We start from the raw sequence: 21,298 nt of genomic DNA, 5'->3' as shown, positions 1-21,298 counted from the left end.
GCTCCGGGCGGTCAGTCCGCCAGCTGCCCGGCCAGGTCGGCCAGCAGGGCGTCCAGCCAGGACCGCACCGTCGCCGGCTCGAACAGGTCGGCGTCGTACTCGACCATCCCCGCGTAGCCGTCCGCGTCCGGGATCAGGACCAGCAGCAGGTCGGAGCGGGTCGAGGGGCCCGGCACGTCCTCGACCTCGGCGGTCAGCCCGGGCAGGTCGAGGGCGACGGCCGGGGTGCTCAGCAGGGTGAGCTGGACCTGCGGGTACGACGCCGGCAACCGGACGCCGCGCTCGCGCAGCTGGTCCACCAACTGGCCGACGGGCACCGTGGCGTGGTCGAGCGCCGTGGCGACCGCCGTCGCGGCGGCGTCCACCAGGGCGGCGAACCCGCCCGGGAGCCGGGTGGGCAGCCGGATCGGCAGGCCGAAGGTGAGCAGGCCGACCAGCCGCTCGTCGATCGGCCGGGTGCGGTTGGCGTGGGCGAGCAGCACCAGGGTCTCCGCCGCCCCGGTCAGCTCGCCCAGCAGTCGGGCGTAGCCGGCCAGCAGCACGGCCGAGGCGGTGGTGGAGCGCCCGGCGGCGTACCGGTGCACCGCCTCGGCGAGGGCCGCCGGGACGCGGAAGCCGAGCGTGCCGCCGCTCCCGGAGCGCTGTTCGGGGCGGGGCCGGGCGGTGGGCAGGGCCACCTCCAGCGGGACGCCGCCCAGCACCCCCGTCCAGTGGTCGAGGGCCTCGGCGACGGCGGCCGGGGTGACCACGGTCCGTTCCCAGCAGGCGTGGTCGGTCATCCGCCCCGGCTCCGGCAGCGGGCCGGTGGGGTGGTACAGCGCGCCCAGGTCGCCCAGCAGGGTGGCCAGCGACCAGCCGTCCACCACGATGTGGTGGAGCGTGAGCAGCAGCACCCACACCTCGTCGGCCGACCGCAGCAGCCGGGCCCGGAGCAGCCGGGAGCCGTCCAGGTCGAACGGCAGGGCGCCCTCGGCCCGGGCGGCCTCGGCGAGGGCCGCGTCCCGGGCGGCGGGGGCGAGTGCCCGCAGGTCGTCGTACGGCAGCTCGGTCGGGGTGTTCGGCAGCACCTGTTGGAGCACGCCCAGGTCGGTGTCCCGGTAGCGGGTCCGCAGGCTCTCGTGGCGGTCGGTCAGCGCCGTCAGGGCGGCGGCCAGCCGTTCGGGGTCCAGCGGCCCGCGCAGGGTGATGCGCTGGGTGATGTTCCACACCGCCGGGTCGGCGGAGCGGCGGTGGGTGCCGTACAGCCGGCGCTGGGCCAGCCCGGCCGGCGCGGCGGAGAGCGCCGCGCCGGAGCCGGTCAGCACGGCCAGCAGCCGGTCCCGGTGCGCCCGGACCAGCCCGGCCGCCTCCTCGTCCAGCGCGCCGGGCGGGGCGAGGTAGCCGAGCCGGTCGCCGGTGGTGCGCAGCACGATCCCGCGCTCGTCGAGCAGCCGGACCAGCCGGCCCCAGTCCTCCTCCGCGGCGGCCCCGGCGGCGGTCCCGGCCGTCGCGGTCGTGCTGGGGGTTCCGGTCGTCCCGGTCGTCCCGGTCAGGCCGGGGGTCCTGGTGGTCCCGGGGGTCACAGCGTGCCCTCCTCGTAGGCCGGGGCCGGGCGGTCCTGGGCGGACGGCAGGTGGGCGGCCATCCCCCGGATGGTGGGGCGGCGGAAGAAGTCCAGCACCCCGATCCGCAGCCCGGTCGTCTCGCGGACCCGGTTCAGCAGTCGGGTGGCGGCCAGCGAGTGGCCGCCGAGGTCGAAGAAGGAGGTCTCCACGCCCGCGGGGCGGCCGAGTTCGTCCTCCCAGAGCCGCTGCACGGTGCGTTCCAGCTCGGTGGCCGGGGCGACGGCGGCCAGGCCGGCGCCCAGCGGCAGCGGTTCCGGCAGCGCGGCGGTGTCGAGCTTGCCGTTCATGGTGAACGGCAGGTCCGGGACGGCGGCCCAGAGGCCCGGCACCATGTGCTCGGGCAGCAGGTCGGCGAGCCGGTCGCGGACCCGGGGCAGGTCCTCGGCCGCGCACTGCACGTACCCGGCCAGGGTGGTGCCCGCCGCGGTACGGCGTCCGGTCACTGCCGCGCCGCGCACGCCCGGTACGGTCCGCAGCACGGTCTCCACCTCGCCCGGCTCGATCCGGTAGCCGCGCACCTTGACCTGGCGGTCGGCCCGGCCGAGGTACTCCAGGGTGCCGTCCGGCCGCCACCGGCCGAGGTCGCCGGTGCGGTAGCGGCGGCCGTCCGGGGTGTCGGTGAAGACGGCGGCGGTCTCCTGCTCGCGGTCGGCGTAACCGAGGCCGACCTGGCGGCCGAGCACGTGGACCTCGCCGACGGCTCCGGCCGGGACGGGGCGTCCGGCGGCGTCCAGCAGCACGATCCGGCTGCCCGGCACCGGGCGCCCGACCGAGGCGTGGTCCGGTCCGTCCGGCGGGACCTCACCGGCCGTGACCCCGTGGGTCTCGGTGGGGCCGTAGTGGTTCAGCAGCCGGCAGCCGGGGTTGCGCGTCAGGAAGCCGCGCAGTCCGGTGGTGAGCATCAACTGCTCCCCGCCTTGGATCAGTTCGCGCAGGTGGGGCACCGGCTCGGCGCCGAGTGCGGCGACCAGCGCGACCAGCGGGGTGTAGGGCAGGTGCAGCCGCTCGGCCCGGGTGGCGCGGACCACGGCGGCCAGCGCGGTGATGTCGTAGCGGGTCTCCTCCTCGATCAGCAGGAGGGTGCCGCCGCCGGCCAGCGTGGTCAGCGTCTCCTGGACGCTGACGTCGAAGCCGCAGGAGGCGTACTGCAGGGTGCGGGCGGCCGGGTGCTCGGCGACGTTCCACTCGATCAGGGTGGCCAGGCCGAGGGTGTGCATCAGCACGCCCTTGGGCCGCCCGGTGGAGCCGGAGGTGTACAGCAGATACGCGGCGGCCTGCGCCGAGGGGGCGGGCAGCGGCGGGAGTTCGGCCCCGGCGGCTCCGACGGCCCCGGTGACCGCGACGGCGTCGCCCGCCGCCCCGGCGGACCGCGCGTCGGTCTGCACGGTCGGCAGCGCGATGCCCATCAGGTCCGTGCCCGGCGCGGTGACCAGCACGGTCGGGGCACTGTCCGCGGCGATCAGCCGGCAGCGCTCCGCGCCCTGCACCGGGTCGATCGGCACCAGGACGGCGCCCAGTCGCAGCACCGCCAGCATGGTGGCCACCTGGTCCACCGAGCGCGGCAGCAGCACCGCGACCCGGCTGCCCTCCCGCACCCCGGCGGCCAGCAGCAGCCGGGCCAGTTCGTCGGCCCGGGCGGCCAGCGTCCGGTAGTCGGTGGTGCTGCCGTCGGCCGCGACCACCGCGACGGTGTCCGGCCGGGCGGCGACGGTGGCGGCCACCATGGCCAGCGGGTGGGCGGGGGCCGAACCGGCCTCGGGGCCGCACTCCAGGGCCGGGTCGGCCGGGGCCGCGGTCAGCTCGACCAGCGGTCGGGCCGGGTCGGCGACGGCGGCGGCGAGCAGCCGCTCGAAGGCCTCGAACAGCCGGTCCACCGTGGCCCGGTCGAACAGGGCCTCGGCGTACTCGACGTGGCAGCGGATGCCGTCCGGCAGGTTGGTGAGGAACAGCGACAGGTCGAAGGCGGAGCGGTCCACCACGTGGTCCAGCGGACGGGCCGTCACCCCGGGCAGGTCCAGTTCGAAGACCGCGTAGTTCTCGAACTCGACCATGATCTGGAAGAGCGGGTTGCGGCTGGTGTCCCGCTCCGGGTTCAGCTCCTGCACCAGGACCTCGAAGGGCAGTTGCTGGTGCTCGTAGGCGTCCAGCGCGCCGGAGCGGACCCGGTCCAGCGCCTCGGCGAAGTCCGGCTCGCCGGAGAGGTCGAGCCGCAGCACCAGCGTGTTGACGAAGAAGCCGACCAGGTCCTCCGTGCCGTCCGCCCGGTTGGCCAGCGGAGTGCCGAGCACCACCTCGTCCTGGCCGGCGTAGCGCTGGAGCACCCCGGCGAAGGCGGTGAGCAGCACCATGAACAGGGTCGAGCGCCGGGTCCTGGCCAACTTCCGGATGTCCGCCGAGAGTTCGGCGGGAAGGTGGCGGACGTAGGAGCGGCCGCGGCCGTCCGGGACCGGCGGGCGGGGCCGGTCGGTGGGCAGGGTCAGCGCCGGCAGGTCACCGCCGAGCACCTTGCGCCAGTAGTCGAGGCTCTCCTGGTAGGCCCCGGCGGCCACCGCCGCCCGCTCCCGGGCGGCCTCGGCGGCCGGGGTGGTGGTCAGCGCGGGCAGCCGGGCGGGGCGCCGCTCCTGGGCGGCCCGGTACAGCTCCCCCAGCTCCCGGGTGATCACCACGGTGGACAGGGTGTCGATCACGATGTGGTGCATCGCCAGCACCAGGACGTGCCGGTCGGGCCCGGTCGCCAGCAGCCGGGCGCGGAACAGCGGGCCCTCGGCGAGGTCGAAGCGGTGGGCGCCCTCGGCGGCGACCGCGGCGGCCACGGCGGCCTGCGCGGCCTCCGCCGTACCACCGGCCACCGGCACCCGCTCCAGCACCCGGCCCCGCGGTGCCGGCAGCACCTGCTGGAACGGCTCGCCGTCCTCCTCCCGGAAGACGGTGCGCAGCCCGACGTGCCGTTCGAGCAGTGCGCGCAGTGCGGCGTCCAGCGCGTCCGGGTCGAGCGGGCCCTCCAGTTCGACGGCCTTGACCTCGTTGTACTGCGCGGCGTCGGGCATGAAGCGGTGCAGGAACCACATCCGCTGCTGCGCGTAGGAGAGCGGGGCGCCGCGGTCGGTGGCGCGGCGCAGCACGTCGAGCTGCGGCAGGCCGGCGGCCACCAGGTCGGGGGCGATGCCGAAGTCGACGAAGCAGGCGATCTCGTCCGCGCCGGCCGCCCGCAGCTCGGCGAGCACGGACCGGACGCTCTCCGGGGTGCCGATCAGGGCCCGCGAGGCGCAGTAGCGCTCGTAGGCGCGCTCCAGCACGAACTCGAGGTCCTCCTCCCGGGTGTTCTCGAAGTCCAGGGTCAGACCGAGGCTGTTGGCCATCTGCCCGAACAGCGAGAGGGAGGAGCGCAGGTAGTGGCAGAACGGGCGGTAGGCCTGCTCACGGGCGGTGTCCAGGTCGGTGCCCAGGTAGGTGTGCACCAGGACGACCACCCGGCCGGCCTCCGGGTCCAGGCCGTGCTCGGCCCGGGTGCGCCGGTAGACGGCGACGTTCTCGGCGAGTTGGGCGACGTCCTGGGTCATCAGGTTGGTGATCACGCCCAGGTCGTGCCGGGCGGCCTCGCGGAAGCTGTCCGGGTTGCCGACGATCGCGGTGAACATCGGCGGCTCCTCCTGCAGGGGGCGCGGGTGCAGGGTCACCTCGATCGGCTCGCCCTTGCCGTTGCGGCCGCGGTAGGGCTCACCGCGCCACAGCGCCCGCACCGTGTCGATCTGACGGTGCATCAACTCCTTGTGGCCGCCGTAGTTCTCGGGGAAGAACAGGAAGTCGTTGGGGTGCCAGCCGCTGGCGCAGCCCAGGCCGACCCGGCCGCCCGACAGGTTGTCCACCACCGACCACTCCTCGGCGACCCGGACGGGGTGGTGCAGCGGCAGCACCGCACAGCCGGCGTTCAGCCGGATCCGGCTGGTCTCCCGGGCCAGCGCCGCGGCCAGCACCGAGGGGTTGGGGAAGATCCCGCCGAAGGAGTGGAAGTGGCGCTCGGGGAGCCAGACCGCGTGGAAGTCGTTCCGGTCGGCGAAGCGGGCGCTCTCCAGGACGATGCGGTACTTCTCGTCCTCCGGGGAGTCCAGCGGGTAGTCGCCGAAGAAGTAGAGGCTGAAGTCCACCGGGCGCTGGGGGTCGCTGACCGGCTGGTACGACGTGCGGACCGGCCCGGTCCGCGCGGTGTCCACCGTGCCGTCCACGGCGGTGTCCGCCGTGCCGGGCTCGGGCAGCGCGGCGGCCGGGCGCGGGGCCGGGAGCCGCACCCCGGGCGGGGCCGGGAAGAAGCCGCCGCGGCGCAGACCGCGCAGCGACTCCCGGACGGCGTCGACCACGAACTCCAGGTCGCCGTCGGTGTGGGCGGTGGAGAGGAAGAAGTTGCGCCACTCCCAGACGTAGACCCCGCGGGTCAGCAGTTCCGGGAAGAACAGTTCCACGTCGGCCCGGGGCTCGAACCGGAACAGCGAGCCGAAGTGGGCCAGCCGCAGCGGGAACTCCTCCTCCTCGAAGAAGCCGTTGAGGGTCGCGGCCAGTTCGTCGGTGCGGGCGTTCAGCCGCTCCTGGAGGCCGGGGCCGGCCTCCTTGAGGTGGCGCAGCACGGCGCCCGCCGCGGTCATCGCCAGCGGGTGCTGGATGTAGGTGCCGCCGAAGAAGGTGGTGTCCTTGGGCGGGTAGCTGTCGTCCCCGTAGTCCCAGTGGCCGCCGTCGATCCCGTCCAGGAGGTCGGCCCGCCCGGCGATCGCGCCGATCGGGTAGCCGCCGCCGAGCACCTTGCCGTAGGTGGAGAGGTCGGGGGTGACGCCCCAGAAGCCCTCGGCGCCGCGCAGGTGGGGCCGGAAGCCGGTGAGCATCTGGTCGAAGAGCAGCACGATGCCGCGGCGGGCGGTCAGTTCGCGCAGCGAGCGCACGAAGTCGACGGGCTGGCGCCCCGGGTGGCGGCTCTGCACCGGCTCGACCAGCACGGCGGCGATCCGGTCGCCGAGCTCCTCGATGACCTGGAGGCTCTGCGGGTCGCCGTACTTCAGCACGATCAGGTCGGCGACCGCGCTGCCGGGGATGCCGCTGGACACCGGGACGGTCTCCCGGTCGGCGCCGCGGCCCAGGGTCCGGCCCAGGGTGTGGTCGAAGTGCCCGTGGTAGGAGCCCTCGAACATGACGATCTTGTCCCGGCCGGTGTACGCCCGGGCCAGTCGGATCGCCCCGGCGTTCGCCTCGGTGCCGGAGTTGGCGAACGCGACCCGCTCGGTGCCGGTCAGCTCGGCCAGCAGCTCGGCGGCCTCGCCGGTCTCCGGGCCGCGCGGGCCCAGCCGCAGCCCGCCGGACAGGTGCTCGCGGACGGCCTCGGAGACGAACTCCGGGTCGTGGCCGAAGAGCAGCACGCCGAAGCCCATGGTGATGTCGACGTAGGTGTTGCCGTCGAGGTCCTCCAGCCGCGAGCCCCGGGCCCGGCGGGCGGCCAGCGGGTAGAGCATCTCCTTGGTCGAGGAGCGGAAGCCGACCACGGCGCGGCTGTCCGCGAGGGTGCGCCGGTGGCGTCGGGTGACGACCTTGGAGGCGGCGGTCCGGGCGGTGAAGCGGGCGACCAGCTCGTCCACGTGGGCGCGCTGCTGCTCGCTCAGACCGCCGGAGGCCATGCCGGACTCCCGGGAGACGGTCACCCGGGGGCCGTGCACCTGCGGGGCGGCCGGCAGGGGTGCGGGGGCCGGGGTGCCGACGGCGGGTGCGGGGGCGGGCGCTGCGGCTTCGGCCGCCGGGACGGGGACGGAAGCGGCGACGGGCGGCAGGGCGACGGGGGACGCCGCCTGGACGGCTGCGGACGGCGGGACGGCTGCAGCCGGCGCCGGCCCGGTCCCGGCCAGCAGGCCCAGCTGGTCGCGCATCAGGTCGGAGAACTGGCCGAGCAGCGCGAGCTGGCGCTCGATCAGGCCGGTGCCGTCGGTCACGGGGGTCACAGGGGCCACGGCGGCCGGTTGCGGCAGTGCCACCGCGGCGGCCGGGAAGGGCACTGCGGGCGGCGTGGGAACGGCGGGGACAGCGGGCAGGGCCGGGACGGCGGGAGCGGGGGCGGAGGTGGGGACAGCAGGGGCCGCCACCGCGACCGGGGCGACCGGGGCCGGCGTCGGGGCCGCTGCGGGTTCGGCGGCGGCTGCGACGACCGCGGCCGCGACCGGCTCCGGTGCCACGGCGGGCAGCAGCGCGTCCCGGACGGCGGGCTCCAGCCGACCGGCGATCAGCCCGGCCAGCCGGGCCGGGGTGTCCGCCTCCTCGAACAGTTCGCGCATCGAGACCCGCACCCGGAAGGCGCGCTCCAGGTCCCGGATCATGTTGATCATCGCGAGCGAGTCGGCGCCCAGGTCGAAGAAGGGGTCCTCGGCGCCGACCTCCGCCTCGTCGTATCCCAGCTGCCGCGCGGTCTGCTCCAGCACCTGGCGCAGCACGGCCTCCTCGGCCTGCTGCTCGGGGCTCACGACGGGTGCGTCGGCGACGGCGGCGACGGCGGAGACGGCCGGGTCGGCAACTGCGGCGACGGATGCGGCGGCCGGTGCCGGCTCGGCGGCCGGGGCGGTCGGTCGGGGCGGCGGTGCCTGGTGCATGGCGGGGTCCTCGGTGGTCGGCCGGTCGGGGGCGGTGAACCAGTAGCGGCGGCGCTGGAAGACGGTGGTCGGCAGGGGCACCCGGCGGGCCGGACCGTCCGGCCAGGCGCGGGCGGCGGCGAAGCGCGTCCAGTCGATCGGGACGCCGTGCGACCAGAGCGCGGCGGCCGCGGCGTCGAACTGCTGCTCCTGGGGCGCGCCGCGCCGGGCCCCGGCCACGAAGTGGCGGTGCGGCAGCTCCCGGCGGCCCATGCCGGTGAGCGTCGGGTGCGGCCCGACCTCCAGGTGGAGTTCGTGGCCCAGGCCGTCCAGGGCGGCCAGCACCCGGTCGAAGCGCGCGGTCTCCCGGGTCTGGCGGACGAAGTAGTCCGGCCTGGGCACGGTGCCGGGGGCGAGCACCTCGCCGCCCAGGTTGCTCACCAGCGGGACGGTCAGCGGCCGCAGCCGCAGTCGGGCGAGCTGTTCGCGGAACGGGGCGAGCACCGGGTCGAGCAGCCGGGAGTGGAACGCCCGGTCGGTGCCGAGCCGTTCGGTGGTCACGCCCTCGGCGGTCAGGACGGCCTCGGCGTCCGCGATCCCGCCCGGCGGGCCGGCCAGCACGCACTGGCCGACGCCGTTGACCACGGCCAGTTCCACCCCGGGCAGCCGGTCGGCGAGTCCGGCGAGCCGCTGCGGACCGGCCATCACCGCCGTCATGGCGCCGGGCGCGGTCGCCCGGTGCATCAGCCGGCCGCGCAGCCCGGTGAGGAACATCCCGTCGGCGAGGTCGAGCGCGCCGGCCGCGTGGAAGGCCGCGTACTCGCCCGCGCTGTGCCCGGCGACGGCGGCCGGGCGCAGCCCGAGCTCCTGCCAGAGCCGCAGGTACGCCGCCTGGAGGGCGAACAGCGCGGGCTGCGCGGCCTCCGTCGTCCAGGTGTCCTCGACGCCCTCGGGCGCCGCGTCGAGCAGCAGCGGCAGCAGCGGTTCGTCCCAGGCCTCGCGGTGCAGCCGGTCGCACTCCTCCAGCACGGCCCGGAACACCGGGAAGGCGCGGTGGAGTTCGGCGGCCATGCCCCGGTACTGGGCGCCCTGACCGGTGAACAGCAGCACCGGCCGGACGTCGGCGCGCGGGGCCTCCCGGCGCACCGGGACGGCCCCGGTGGTGCGGCCCGCCAGGTGGGCCTCCAGGCCGCGCAGCAGGTCGGCGGGGCCGGTGCCGGTGACGGCGAGGCGGTGGCGCAGCGCCCGGCGCCCGCCGCCGAGGGTGAGCGGCAGGTCGCCGGGGGCGGGCGCGGGCCCGGCGGCGAGCCGGTCGCGGACCAGGGCGGCCAGGTCGGCGAGGCCCTGCTCGGTGCGGGCGGACAGCGGCAGCACGGTCGGGGCCTGCCGGGGGCCGTCGGGACCGGTGGGTCGGGCCTCCGCGGGCGCCTCCTCCAGCACCAGGTGGGCGTTGGTGCCGCCGACGCCCAGCGCGCTGACCCCGGCCCGGCGCGGGGTGGGGCCGGCCGGCCAGTCGCGCGGCTCCGCGGAGAGCCGGAACGGGCTCCCGGCCAGCTCCAGTGCGGGGTTGGGGCGCTCGAAGTTGACCAGCGGCGGGATCGTGCCGTTCCGCAGCACCAGCAGGGCCTTGATCAGCCCGGCCATTCCGGCGCAGGTGTCCAGGTGGCCGATGCTGGGCTTCACCGAGCCGAGCGAGCAGAAGTCGGCGGCCCCGGTCCGGGCGCGGAACGCCTGGGTCAGCGCCCGGAACTCGATCGGGTCGCCCAGCGGGGTGCCGGTGCCGTGCGCCTCGATGTAGCCGACGCTGTCGGCGGGCACCCCGGCCAGGTCGAGGGCCCGGCCGACCACCGCCGCCTGGCCGTCCACGCTGGGCGCGGTGTAGCCGACCTTCTGCCCGCCGTCGTTGTTGACGGCGGAGGCGAGGATCACGCCGTGGACGGTGTCGCCGTCGGCCAGGGCCCGGTCCAGCCGCTTGAGCAGCACGGCCGCGACCCCGTTGCCGCCGACGGTGCCACCGGCCGCCGCGTCGAAGGCCCGGCAGGCGCCGTCGGGGGCGAGGATCGACCCCTCCTCGTAGCGGTACCCGGCGGCCTGCGGGATGTGCAGGGCGGCGGCCCCGGCCAGGGCCAGGTCGCAGTCCCCGGCCAGCAGCGACTGGGCCGCCAGGTGCACCGCGACCAGCGAGGTGGAACAGGCGGTCTGCACGCCGATCGCCGGGCCGGTCAGGCCCAGCCGGAAGGCGACCCGGGTCGCGGCGAAGTCGGCCTGGTTGCCGATCGCCGTCTGCAGCGCGGGCACCGGCTCGGCCGGGTCGACGCTGGCGGCCAGGGTGTGCTGGTAGTAGGTGCGCAGGGCGTACAGGGTCATCCCGGTGCCGGCGAAGACGCCGACCCGGCGCTGCGGGTCGGGCGCGTCGTAACCGCCGTCCTCCAGGGCCTGCCGGCAGATCTCCAGCAGCAGGCGCTGCTGGGGGTCCATCAGCGCGGCCTCGGCGCCGCTGATGCCGAAGTCCTCGGCGTCGAACCGGTCGGTGTCGGGCAGCGCCCCGGTGACCGGGACGAAGTCGGGATGGCGGTACTCCTCCGGGCGCAGGCCGGCGGCCGCGAGTTCCTCCTCGGTGAACCGGGTGGTGCTGCGGACCCCTTCGACGATGTTGCGCCAGTACTGGTCGGGGGTGTCGGCGCCGGGGAAGCGCAGGGCCAGGCCGACGACGGCCACCCGGCGGTCGCCGCCGTCCGGGCCGGCCGGGGCGCCGGTCGGGGCCGGAGCCGGGGTGGCGGCGGTGGCGGCGGGCTCGGCGGGCGCTCCCGTCAGGTGGGCGATCAGGGCGTCCACGGTGGGGTGGCGGAACAGTTCGGTGGGTGCCGGGGGTGCCGGCAGGGCCGCGCTCAGCGCACCGTGCACCCGCATCAACTGGAGTGACCCGATGCCGAGTTCGACCAGCGGGCGGGCCGGGTCGAGCGGCTCGTCGAGGACCGCCTCGAAGGCGTCCAGGACGGTCCGGCGCAGGTCGGCGGCGGCGGGAGCAGCGACGGCAGGCGCGGGGACGGAACCGGCGACGGCCCCGGCGGCGGGCACGGACGCGGGCACGGGTACGCCGGTGGGCACCGGGCCGGCCTGCGGCTGCCGCGCCCGGTCCTCGGCCGGCCGCCCGGCCGGTGCCTCGGGGACCGGCCGGGGCGCGGTGGCCAGCAGGTGGCGCCGCGCCGCCGGGGCGCTCGGGTCGGGCCCGGCGTACCAGCGGCCGGGGGCACCGGCCAGCAGTAGGGTCGCCAGCCGACGGCCGTGCGCGGCGCTCAGCACGGCGATGCCCCGGGCGGCGGAGGCCTGTTCGTGGTCGGTGACGCGGTTCATGCCGACCCGGCTCCACAGGCCCCAGGAGATGCTCCAGGCCGGGGTGCCGGTCTCCCGGTGTAGCCGCTCGACCGCGGTCTCCAGGTAGCGGTTGGCGGCGGCGTACGCGGTGGAGCCGACGACCGCCTGGAAGCCGACCATCGAGGAGAAGCCGACGAACTGGGCGCCGGGCCGCTGCCGGACGAGCTCGACGAGGTGGTCCGTGCCGGTCGTCTTGGCGCGGACGGCCTCGCGCCAGCCGTCCGGGTCCGTGCCGGAGAGCAGGGCGATCCGGTAGGCGCCGGCCAGGTGGAGCACACCGTCCAACGGTGCCTGCCAGTCCCGTTCGGCCTCGGCGACCACCGCCGCCAGCTGCGCGCGGTCCGTCACGTCGGCCCGGCGGTAGTCGACCCGGCCGCCGTAGCCGGCCAGCCGGTGCAGCGCGGCGCGGCGTTCGGCGGCCTCGGCGGTCGGCGCGTCCAGGTCGGTGCGGCCGATCACCAGCAGCCGGGAGCCGTGGTCGCGCAGCAGGCCGGGCAGCAGCTCGGCGGCGATCCCGCCGAGCCCACCGGTGACCAGGTAGTGGGCGCCGGGCGAGAACAGCGAGCAGCCCGCCGCGTCGGCCGCGGACTCGGCATCGGGCGCGGGCGCGGCCGCGACATCGGGCGCGGGCGCGGCCGGGCCGAGCCGGGGCACCCACGGCCGGCCCGCGCGCCAGGCGCACTCGGGCTCCGGCCGGGGTTCGGCCAGCAGGGCGAGCAGTGCGGCGGCCTGCTCGGCGGGCGGCAGACCGACCGGCAGGTCGATGTGCCGGGCGGCGGGCACCAGTTGCTCGGCCCTGGCCCCGGCGGTCAGCGCCGCCGTCAACGCCGCGGCCGGGTCCGGGAGTTCGCCGGGCAGTACGGCGTGCAGTCCGGTGCTGACGGTGACCAGCTCACCGCTCGGCGGCCGGTCCGCGAGGGCCCGCAGCAGGGCGAGCAGCGCTTCGTCCGGCGGCGCGGCGTCGACGGACCCCGCCGCGTCCGGGGCGGCCGCCCCCCACAGGTGGAGCACCCGCCCGGGACGCTCCGCGCCGAGCGCCCGCAGCCACTGCCGGGGGTCGACGGTCGGCGCCGCGTCCACCACCACGGCCCCCGGCAGGGCTGCCTGCAGCGCCTCCACCAGGGTGCCGGGTCCGGCCGGTCCGAGCAGCAGGGTCGGTCCCGTCGGTGCGTCGGGGGAAGCCGGCGTGGCCGGGGAGGGCGGCACCGGACGGGGTTCCCAGACCGTTCGGCGCACGCAGTCCGGCAGGGTGCGGGAGTTGGCCTCGGCCAGGTCCAACGCCACGATGTGCTCGTCGAGTTCGCCGTCGAGCAGGCGCCCGCGCAGCGCGGTGCGCTGGATCTTGCCGCTGGTGGTGCGCGGGAACTCGGCCGCCGGTACCGGCAGCACCAGGGCCGGGGCGGGCTGCCGGCGCGCGGCCAGCACCCGGCGGACCTCGGCGGCCACCGGGGCGGCGGGGGCCTCGGGGTCGTCGGGCACGTAGGCGATCACCAGTTGCTCGGTGCCGGTGCGTTCGTCCGGGACGCCGAAGGCGGCGACGTGCCCGGACCGCACCTCGGGCACCGAGGCGACCACGTCCTCCAGTTCGTGGCAGAAGTGGTGCACCCCGTTGACGATGATGATCTCCTTGCGACGGCCGGTGAGCACCACCTCCCCGTCGACCAGGAAGGCGAGGTCCCCGGTGTCGAACCAGCCGTCCCCGACGAAGGACTCGCGGTCGGCGGCCGGGTTGTTCAGGTAACCAGGCGTCACCCGGCCGGAGTTGACCTGGAGCCGGCCGACCCGGAGCTCGGGCAGCGCCCGGCCGTCCTCGCCCGCCACCCGTATCCGGGTGCCGGGGGCGGGGCGGCCCATGCTCAGGAAGGCGGTGCCCCGCTCCGGGGAGTCCGGGGCCACCGGCTCCAGTCGGCCGCTCAGCGAGTCGGTGCGCACCAGGCGGCGGGCGCCGTCCTCGTGGTAGCGCTTGTAGGCGATGGCGGTGCAGGTCTCGGCCATGCCCCAGCCGAGCAGCAGGTGCTCCGCCCGCACCCCGAACGGCCCGGTGGCGGCCAGGAACTCGTCCAGCACCGCCGAGGTGCACTGCTCCCCCGCGTTGATCAGGGACTTGACCGCGGAGAGGTCCCAGTGCCGGCCCGGGCCGGCCGCCCGTACCGCCTCGGCGACCAGCCGGTAGCCGAAGTTGGGCGACCAGGAGTGCGCGCCCCGGTAACGCTCCAGGGTGTCCAGCCACACCAGCGGATCGGCGAGCACCAGCTCGGTGGGCACCTGCACCTGGTCGGCGGCCAGTGCCACGTCCCGCAGGTGGAACATCAGCAGCCCGGCGACGTGGTCCAGCGGCAGCCAGTTGACCGTGACGTCGTCGGAGGTGGTGCCCTGGGCGACCGCGCCGTCCACGTACTCCAGGATGCCGCGGTGGGTGATCTGCACCGCCTTGGAACGGCCGGTGCTGCCCGAGGAGAGCTGGAGGATCGCGACGTCGCCCGGCTCCGGGGCGTGCTCGGCACCGCCCGCGGCAGGCGGGGCGGCGGCGTCCGACGGCACGGCGGGGTCGGCGGGGTCGGCGGGGTCGGCGGGCCGGTCGACCGCGATCACCCGCAGGCCGGGCGCCGGGTAGAGCTCCCCGAGCCGGGCGAGGCCCGCCACGGCCGGACCGGAGGCGAGCACCGGCGGCTCCTCCAGGGTCTGCCAGGCGTGCCAGAGCTTCTCCAGGACGGGGTTGGGCTGGTCGTACGCGGGCGGGCGGGCCACCGTGACCGGCTGCATCCCGCCCAGCAGGCACCCCCACAGCGCGGGGAAGTAGTGCTCCGGGTCCGGGACTTGGAGGATCACCCGGTCGCCCGGGCGCAGCCCGGCGGCGGTCAGCAGGGCGAGGGTCTCCCTGGAGCGTTCCAGCAGCCGGCGGTAGGTCAGTCTGGTCGCCTCGCCGTCGGCCCGGACCAGGTGGAGTCCGCGCCCGGGGTGCCGCTCGGCGGCGCGCAGCAGGGCCTCGGGCAGGGTGCGCGGAGCGTCCGGCGCCGGTTCGGGCAGCGGAGTGCCGACCGTCTCGGTCCCGGTGTCCTCCTCGCCGCGAGCGCCGGGGTCGCCGGGTTCTCCGAGGCTACCGGGGTCTCCGGGGCTACCGGGGCTACCGGGGGCGGCGACAGGGGCCGGCCCGGAAGCCGTTCCGGGCGTGCCGAACGGCCGCCAGTGCGCGGTGAGTTCGCGCAGGTGGCGGAGGGCCGGCCCGGGCTCGGCCGGCGGGCGGGCCGCGGCGGCGGCGAGGGCGGCGCGGTCGGGCTCGCCCTCCGGAGTGCGGACGAGGCCGTCCAGGAGGTGCACCTCGGCGGCCGGGTCGGCGTCCAGCAGGGCCGCGGTGGCCCGGCGGCGCAGCGCGGCGGGGTCGGCGTCGACGGCGGGCACCAGGTAGGCCAGCAGGCCGTGGCGGCCGTCGGCGCGCTCGACCGGCAGCAGCGCGCAGTCGGCGACCTCCGGACGCAGCAGCAGCCGGGCCTCCAGGGCGCGCAGCCCGGCGCGGTCGGGACCGGTGGAGCTCATCAGCTACGGCACCTTTCGGATCGGTGCGGGGCGTGCGCGGGTACGGCGGCCCCGTGGTGCGGAGGGTGGGCGGATCGGGGTGGCCTGCGGCCTTGTGGGCGTCGGCGGATCCGGTGGCGCGGTACTTGCGGGTGCGGGGTCCAGCGCTTGCGGGTTCAGCGGGTGCGGGGTCAAGCGGGTGCGGGGTCCGGCGCTTGCAGGTCCAGCGGGTGCGGGTTCAGCGTTTGCGGGAGCGGGCGACCAGGACCAGGAAGCCGAGCGCGAGCACGATCGGCACGGCGTGCGAGACGCCGACCACGGTCAGCGGGCTGAGCAGCGCCAGCAGCGATCCGCTCAGCAGCATCCCGGTGCCCATGCCGACGTTCTCGGCGGAGGCGAGCAACCCGAAGGCCTGGCCGCGCCGTTCGTCGGCGAGGGCCTGGATCCTGGTGGTGTACGAGATCTCGGTGAAGCCGTCGCCGAACCCCGCGCCGATCGCGACCAGCAGGAACAGCGGGGTCGGCAGTCCGGTGAAGACCAGGATGAAGCAGCCGGACATCACGCAGGTGCCCAGGGCGAAGGCCCGCTCGCCCGGTTCGATGCCGCGGCGCAGCAGGAGCCGGGAGACCAGTTGCTGGGCGCTCAGGTTGCCCACCGCCCAGGTGGCCCAGAACATGCCCAGCAGGGCGGCGGGGTTGCCGGGGTCGTGCTGGTTGGCGAAGACGGGCAGGCTGATGTTGTGGGCGGCCGAGCCGAAGGCGTCCAGCAGCCGGATTCCGGCCATCGCGCCGACCACGGGGGCGGCCCGCAGCACGACCAGGGCTTGCCACCGACTGCCGGATCGTTTCGCCTCACTGCCGTCACCACTGCCGGTGACACCGGCCGATCCGGCCGACCCTGCCGAGTCGGCCGGATCGACGGGCTCGGGCCGGGTGCGCAGCGGCAGCCGGAGCACCACGACGGCGAACACCACGAAGCTGGAGGCGTCGATGAGCAGCGCCGCCCGGAACCCGGCCCAGGCGACCACCACGCCGGCGGAGGCGAAGCCGAGCACCATGGCGGCCGAACGGCAGCTGGCCATCAGGCTGTTGGCGCGGGCCCGGCGCTCGGCGCCGACCATCTCCGGGATGCTGGTGCGCAGCGCGACGGCGCACACCGCGGCCGCGCCGCCGAAGACCAGCGCGAGCGGGTACAGCACCGGGATGCGCGCGGAGACCGGGGCGAGGGCGACCACGACCAGTGCCACCGCCTGGGCCAGCGCACAGACCGTCATCAGCCTGCGCCGGTCGATCCGGGCCACCAGCCGCCCGGAGACCATCCCGCCGACGAAGCCGCCGGTCAGCCGGATGATCAGGTAGCCGGCCGTACCGAGGGCGTTGCCGGCCGCCTCGTAGGCGAACAGGCTGAGCGCCACCAGGTCGAGCTGGCTGCCGTAGGTGGAGAGGGCGTCGCCCAGCGCCAGCCGGTAGAACACCCGGGGCAGCTTCTCCGTGGTCTGGTGCGGTACTTGCTGTGCAGTGTCCGGCACCGGTCCCCCAGGAAGGCCGCGTCGGTCAGGTCAGTGTGACATTGCACCGCAATGTAGAAGCCGTCCGCCGGGAGATCAAGAGCTTGATCGTCCACTGTCCGAAAGATCGTGAGTTCGGCCGACTCGCGGCCGTCTTTCCGGCCAGGCTGGCGAGTTGGTGCCGGTACGTCCCATCGCAGGCCGCGCGCCGCCGTCGGCCGTTCGTCATCCGGAGCACGGCGCCGCGTCGACCCTTGTCCACATGTCCATGACACCCTGAAGCCCGGAAACACCCGCCCGCACCCCGCCCCGAGCCCGAGGAACGCCGTGAAGCGCACCGCCGCCCTGCCCGTCGCCCTGACCCTCACCCTGGCCGTCGGCCTGCTGTCCGGCGCGGGCACCGCGTCGGCGCACGGCCACCGGTCCGACGCACGCCACGGCCTCTACAGCACGAAGACCCCCTACGCGCCCCAGGGATGGCCGGGCGACTACCAGCAGCCCCCGGCCGGCTTCCGCCCGGTCTTCACCGAGAACGTCGCCCGGCACGGCTCCCGCGCCATGTCCGGCAGCGACGACGGCGACACCGTGCTCGCCCTCCTCGACCGGGCCGCGGCGCAGCACGCCCTCACCGGCACCGGAGCCGAACTCGCCCCGCAGGTGAGGTCGTTGCTCTCGGCCGCGGCCACCCTCGGCTACGGCGCGCTGTCCGCCCGCGGCGCCCGGGAACACCGGCAGACCGCGCTGCGCCTGGAGCAGCGGCTGCCGTCCCTGTTCCGGGCCATCGTCACCGACCGGGAGCCCGTCGTGGTGGAGACCTCGGGCGTGCCGCGCGCGGTGGCCAGCGCCGACGCCTTCACCGCGGGCCTGACCGCCGGCGTTCCCGCGCTGGCCGGCCTGATCAAGCCCCCGGTCACCGACAAGGACCGGCTGTACTTCCACAAGCAGCCGCAGAACGCCGACTACCGGGCGTACCTGGAGAGCGACCCGGAGCTGGCCGACGTCCTCGCCAAGACCGAGGCCGATCCGCGCACCGCCGAAGCGGCCGACCACACCCTCGCACGCCTGTTCCGGCCGGACTTCGTCGCGGCACTGCCCGCCGGCGACCGGGTCGACTTCGCCCGCTCGCTGTACGAGCTCTACAGCGCCGCGCCCGACCTGAGCGTGGAGGCGCCCGCCGTCGACCTCACCCGCTACCTCACCGTCCACGACGCCCGGTGGTTCGCCTACCTCGACGACGCCGAGGAGTTCTACCAGAAGGGCCCGGCCTTCCGCGGACGCACCATCACCTACCGGATGGCCGGCGTCCTCCTCGACGACCTGCTCGCCCGGGCCCGGGCCAGGGCCACGGGCGCCAGTCACGACGGCGCGGTGCTGCGCTTCACCCACGCCGAGGAGATCATGCCGCTCGCCGCCCTGATGGGCCTTCCCGGCAGCACCGAGGCGGCCGACCCGGCGGTGCCCTACAGCTACCCGGACAACCCCTGGCGCGGCGCCGACGTCGCGCCGATGGGCGCCAACATCCAGTGGGACCTCTACGAGAACGCGCCCTCCGACGGGGCACCGGCCGACCACCTGGTCCGGATGCTCTACAACGAGCGGGAGATCGCCTTCAAGCCCTCCTGCCGACCGGTCGCCGCGGGCAGCCACTTCTACCGCCTCGACGAGCTCACCCGCTGCCTCGGCCACGGCTGACCGGCCCCGGAACGCGGGGCGACCCCCTGGGGCCGGAGCCCGGGGGGTCGCCTCGTCAGCGGTCGGCCGGAGCCGGGGTCAGCCCGGGGAGCCGGCCCAGACGACCTTCTTGCGGTCCGCGCCGGTGCCGTAGTTGAACTCGACGGAGATCCGGTCGGCCGCGCTGTTCGGCACCGCGTACGCGGTGATGCTGACGGCCTCCCGGCCCGCCCCCAGCGAGCCGCCGAGCAGCTTCTGCCGCGAGCTCCCGTCGATCACCGAGGTGACGAGGGCGCCGTTCGCGTCCCAGACGAAGGGCAGCCCGGACCCGTAGAGCGAGACCTCCTTGGAGCCGGTGTTGGAGACGGTGATCCTCACCTGGATGATCTTGGCGTTCTTGGGCGCCTCGAACACCGTCTCGCTCGGGACGTACGGCTCCGGCGGGGCCATCGTGACCTTCACCCCGTCCGCGTACGTGTAGGACTGACCGAACTCCAGGTGCCGGGCCTTCTCGTCCGCGGCCCTGGCCTGCTGCTCCTCCTCGATCTTCTTCTTCGCCGCGTCGAGCCGTTCCTTCGCCTTGGCCGCCCGGTCCGCCGCGGCCCGGTCCTCCTCGTCGGCGCGGATCCGCGCGCGGTCCGCCTCCGCCTTGCTCTCCTCGTGCGCCTGGTAGACCCCGTACCCGATGACCACCCCGGAACCGACCGCGACGACGAGCCCGGAGATGCCGAGGACGACCCCGGCGAGCGCGACCCCCCGGTTGTTCGCCACACCCCTGCGGGCGTTGCCCAGGCCGATGATGCCGAAGACCAGGGCCAGCAGGGCGGGCAGCCAGGACAGCCAGAAGAAGACCAGCATCAGGCCGAGGACGACACCGACGATGCCCAGCACCAGGGCGGCGGTGCCCAGCCCGTTGCGGGGCTGCGGCGCCGGCACCGGGTACTGCGGCCAGTACGGTGGAACCGGCTGCTGGCCGGGCAGTTGGCCGGGCCCGGCGGCCGGGGCGGGCGCCGGGTAGGGCGCCGGGTAGGGCGGCGCGAACGGCGAGGGGGCGCCGAAGGCGACGGGGGCCTCGGGGGGTGCCTCGACGGCTGCCAGAGCGTCAGCGGGCTCCGGAGGCTCGACGGGCGCGGGAGCGTCAGCAGGCGTCGGGGCGTCAGCAGGCGCGGGAGGCTCGGCGGCGGCCTCCGGGGCCCCGGCCTTGGTGAGCAGGACCGTGGGCGCCGGCTCCGCAGCGGGCGCGGCAGCATCGGTCGGCGCAGGCGCGTCGGCCGACGCAGCCTGGGGTGCCGTGCCCGGGGCGGGCTCCGGAGCCTCGGCCCGGCCGGGGGCCTCGCTCTGCCCCGGGGCCGGCGGCGTCGCCGGGTCGGCCGCGGCGGGCCCCTCCCCGGGCTGCGGTCTGTCGGGCGGGACAGGAACGGTCATACCAGATCCTTCGGGAACGTCGAGACGATGAGCGGCTGTTCCACCCCGGGCCGAGGTCCTTCCGAAGTCCCCCCGCGCCGACGGCCCGACCGCCGGGACAGGACCGGTCCGGGCCGGACCCGCACGTCGGCATCCCGGAACGGGGCGCGGCAGGTCGGCGAGTGATCAACATACCGGTACCCGCCGACAGCCCCGACACCGCGGGTACCGGAACGGTCCGGGAACGACGGCCGTCCTTCGTCTGCGACGGAGCCGCCCGTCCCACCGCGCGGGGCCGGCCCGGCCCGCGGCGGTCACACCCACCCGCGCACCGACACCGCCCCGTGCAGCACCCGGCCCGCCACCCGCTGCTCCTCGACCCAGCGGGCGAAGGCCTCGACCCCCGCCCCCAGATCCGGCCCGTCCGCTGTTCCCGGCCCGGCCGACCGGTCCCAGGGCGGCACCACGACCACCACCGCCCCGCCCCGCAGCCCGGCCGTCGCCAGCCAGCGGGCGGACACCTCGACCCGCGAGCCCGGTTCCCACCCCTCGCGGCCGCCGACCAGCACCAGCCGCACCACCCGTCCGTCGGCGACCTCGATCATCCCGGTCGTCGGCGGGGCCTCCCCGGCGGCGACCGTGAACCCGCTGTCGACGGCGGCCTCCACCAGCTCGGCGTGGAGGCTCTCGCCGACCTCGACGATCAGCTCCGCGACCGGCGGCCCCTGCGCCGCCTCCCGCACGGCCATCGCCCAGACCACCGGGCCCTGCGCGCCCCCGCCGTCACTCCCGTCCGCCATGGCCGTTCACCCGCCCTCGACGGCCGGGGCGGCCTGAGCGGCCGGGAGGCACTCCTGCTCCCCCGGCCGTCCGCTGCCGGTGTCCGTGGTCATGGTCCCGTCCGTGGCGCCGTTCCGCTCCGTTGCTCCGCCCCCCTACGAGTCTCGCACCAGCGGTGGTCCCCCCGCCGGTCCGGGCCGACCGGGAGCGCCCGGCCACGCCTGGTCAGCCCGTGGCCGGCCCGGCCGCGACGCAGAACTCGTTGCCCTCCGGATCGGCCATCACCACGTGGTGCCCGTCGTACTCCGCCAGGACCCGCCCGCCCGCCGCCACCAGCCGCGCGGACTCCGCCCTGATCCGCGCCCAGCGCTCGGCCGCGCTGCCGTGGCCCGGCACCCGGAGGTCGAGGTGCAGCCGGTTCTTGGCGCGCTTGGGCTCGGGCACCCGGAGGATCGACAGCCGGGGCCCGACCCCCTCCGGGTCGCAGAGCCAGGCGGCGTCGTCCACCGAGTCGTCCTCCGGGAGGTCGAACTGCGCGAGCCACTCCTCGCGCGTCCGGAACGGGGCGGGCGGCGGCTCGTCGACGTACCCCAGGGCCGTCTTCCAGAAGTCGGCGAGGAGCGTCGCGTCCGCGCAGTCGAGAGTGAGATCGATTCGGGCTGCCATGGCGGGACGGTACCGCGCACCACCGACAGTCGCCCGGTCCGCGTTCCCACCCGCCTTGGTCATCGCTCCGCCGAACGCCTGACGGCCCCCCGGCCAGGTCGTTACGGGAGCTGGCCGAGTCGGCGACCCACCAGCGGACGGCACCGGGGTCGGCTTCGACCTGCCGCCGACTGCTGAGCGCTGAC

At 76.2% G+C, this 21,298-nt stretch carries 7 protein-coding genes; 1 reads left to right on the top strand and 6 read right to left on the bottom strand.

Translation table 11 applies throughout. From position 1 onward, the window contains the following. Window positions 1-11: 11 nt before the first annotated feature. The 3 genes from AB0O91_RS07475 to AB0O91_RS07465 all read right to left on the bottom strand — a co-directional run bounded on the left by AB0O91_RS07475 (window position 12) and on the right by AB0O91_RS07465 (window position 16,613). The gene (locus AB0O91_RS07475) at window positions 12-1,562 is read right to left on the bottom strand and encodes a condensation domain-containing protein (RefSeq protein WP_363428918.1); all 1,551 of its coding nucleotides are present in this window, start codon (window positions 1,560-1,562) and stop codon (window positions 12-14) included. Next, complete coding sequence (locus AB0O91_RS07470) at window positions 1,559-15,106, bottom strand: MupA/Atu3671 family FMN-dependent luciferase-like monooxygenase (RefSeq protein ID WP_363428916.1); 13,548 nt, start codon at window positions 15,104-15,106, stop codon at window positions 1,559-1,561. The genes AB0O91_RS07475 and AB0O91_RS07470 overlap by 4 nt, the downstream gene beginning before the upstream one ends. A gap of 217 nt (window positions 15,107-15,323) precedes the next feature. Beyond that, window positions 15,324-16,613: an MFS transporter gene (locus AB0O91_RS07465; protein ID WP_363428914.1), complete on the bottom strand. Its 1,290-nt coding sequence runs from the start codon at window positions 16,611-16,613 to the stop codon at window positions 15,324-15,326. Window positions 16,614-16,919: 306 nt separating this feature from the next. On the opposite strand from AB0O91_RS07465, the gene AB0O91_RS07460 reads away from it, so the two are divergent. After that, complete coding sequence (locus tag AB0O91_RS07460) at window positions 16,920-18,284, top strand: histidine-type phosphatase (RefSeq protein WP_363428912.1); 1,365 nt, start codon at window positions 16,920-16,922, stop codon at window positions 18,282-18,284. Window positions 18,285-18,362: 78 nt separating this feature from the next. Here the strand turns inward: AB0O91_RS07460 and AB0O91_RS07455 are convergent, their stop codons facing one another. From AB0O91_RS07455 to AB0O91_RS07445, 3 genes are all read right to left on the bottom strand, one after another. Then, on the bottom strand, window positions 18,363-19,688 hold the full coding sequence (locus AB0O91_RS07455; protein WP_363428910.1) for a DUF4190 domain-containing protein: 1,326 nt from the start codon (window positions 19,686-19,688) through the stop codon (window positions 18,363-18,365). A 293-nt stretch (window positions 19,689-19,981) separates the two neighbouring features. Next, window positions 19,982-20,467: a hypothetical protein gene (locus AB0O91_RS07450; protein ID WP_363428908.1), complete on the bottom strand. Its 486-nt coding sequence runs from the start codon at window positions 20,465-20,467 to the stop codon at window positions 19,982-19,984. Window positions 20,468-20,672: 205 nt separating this feature from the next. Next, complete coding sequence (locus AB0O91_RS07445; RefSeq protein WP_363428906.1) at window positions 20,673-21,113, bottom strand: VOC family protein; 441 nt, start codon at window positions 21,111-21,113, stop codon at window positions 20,673-20,675. Window positions 21,114-21,298 lie beyond the last annotated feature (185 nt).

This window comes from Kitasatospora sp. NPDC089797 (assembly GCF_040684795.1).
Classification (GTDB): domain Bacteria; phylum Actinomycetota; class Actinomycetes; order Streptomycetales; family Streptomycetaceae; genus Kitasatospora.
This window is presented reverse-complemented; position numbering and strand designations above follow the sequence as displayed.

Coding starts and splice junctions, on each gene's coding strand:
- AB0O91_RS07470 (WP_363428916.1), bottom strand. CDS start 15,106: ATGAGCTCCACCGGTCCCGACCGCGCCGGGCTGCGCGCCCTGGAGGCC.
- AB0O91_RS07455 (WP_363428910.1), bottom strand. CDS start 19,688: ATGACCGTTCCTGTCCCGCCCGACAGACCGCAGCCCGGGGAGGGGCCC.
- AB0O91_RS07450 (WP_363428908.1), bottom strand. CDS start 20,467: ATGGCGGACGGGAGTGACGGCGGGGGCGCGCAGGGCCCGGTGGTCTGG.
- AB0O91_RS07445 (WP_363428906.1), bottom strand. CDS start 21,113: ATGGCAGCCCGAATCGATCTCACTCTCGACTGCGCGGACGCGACGCTC.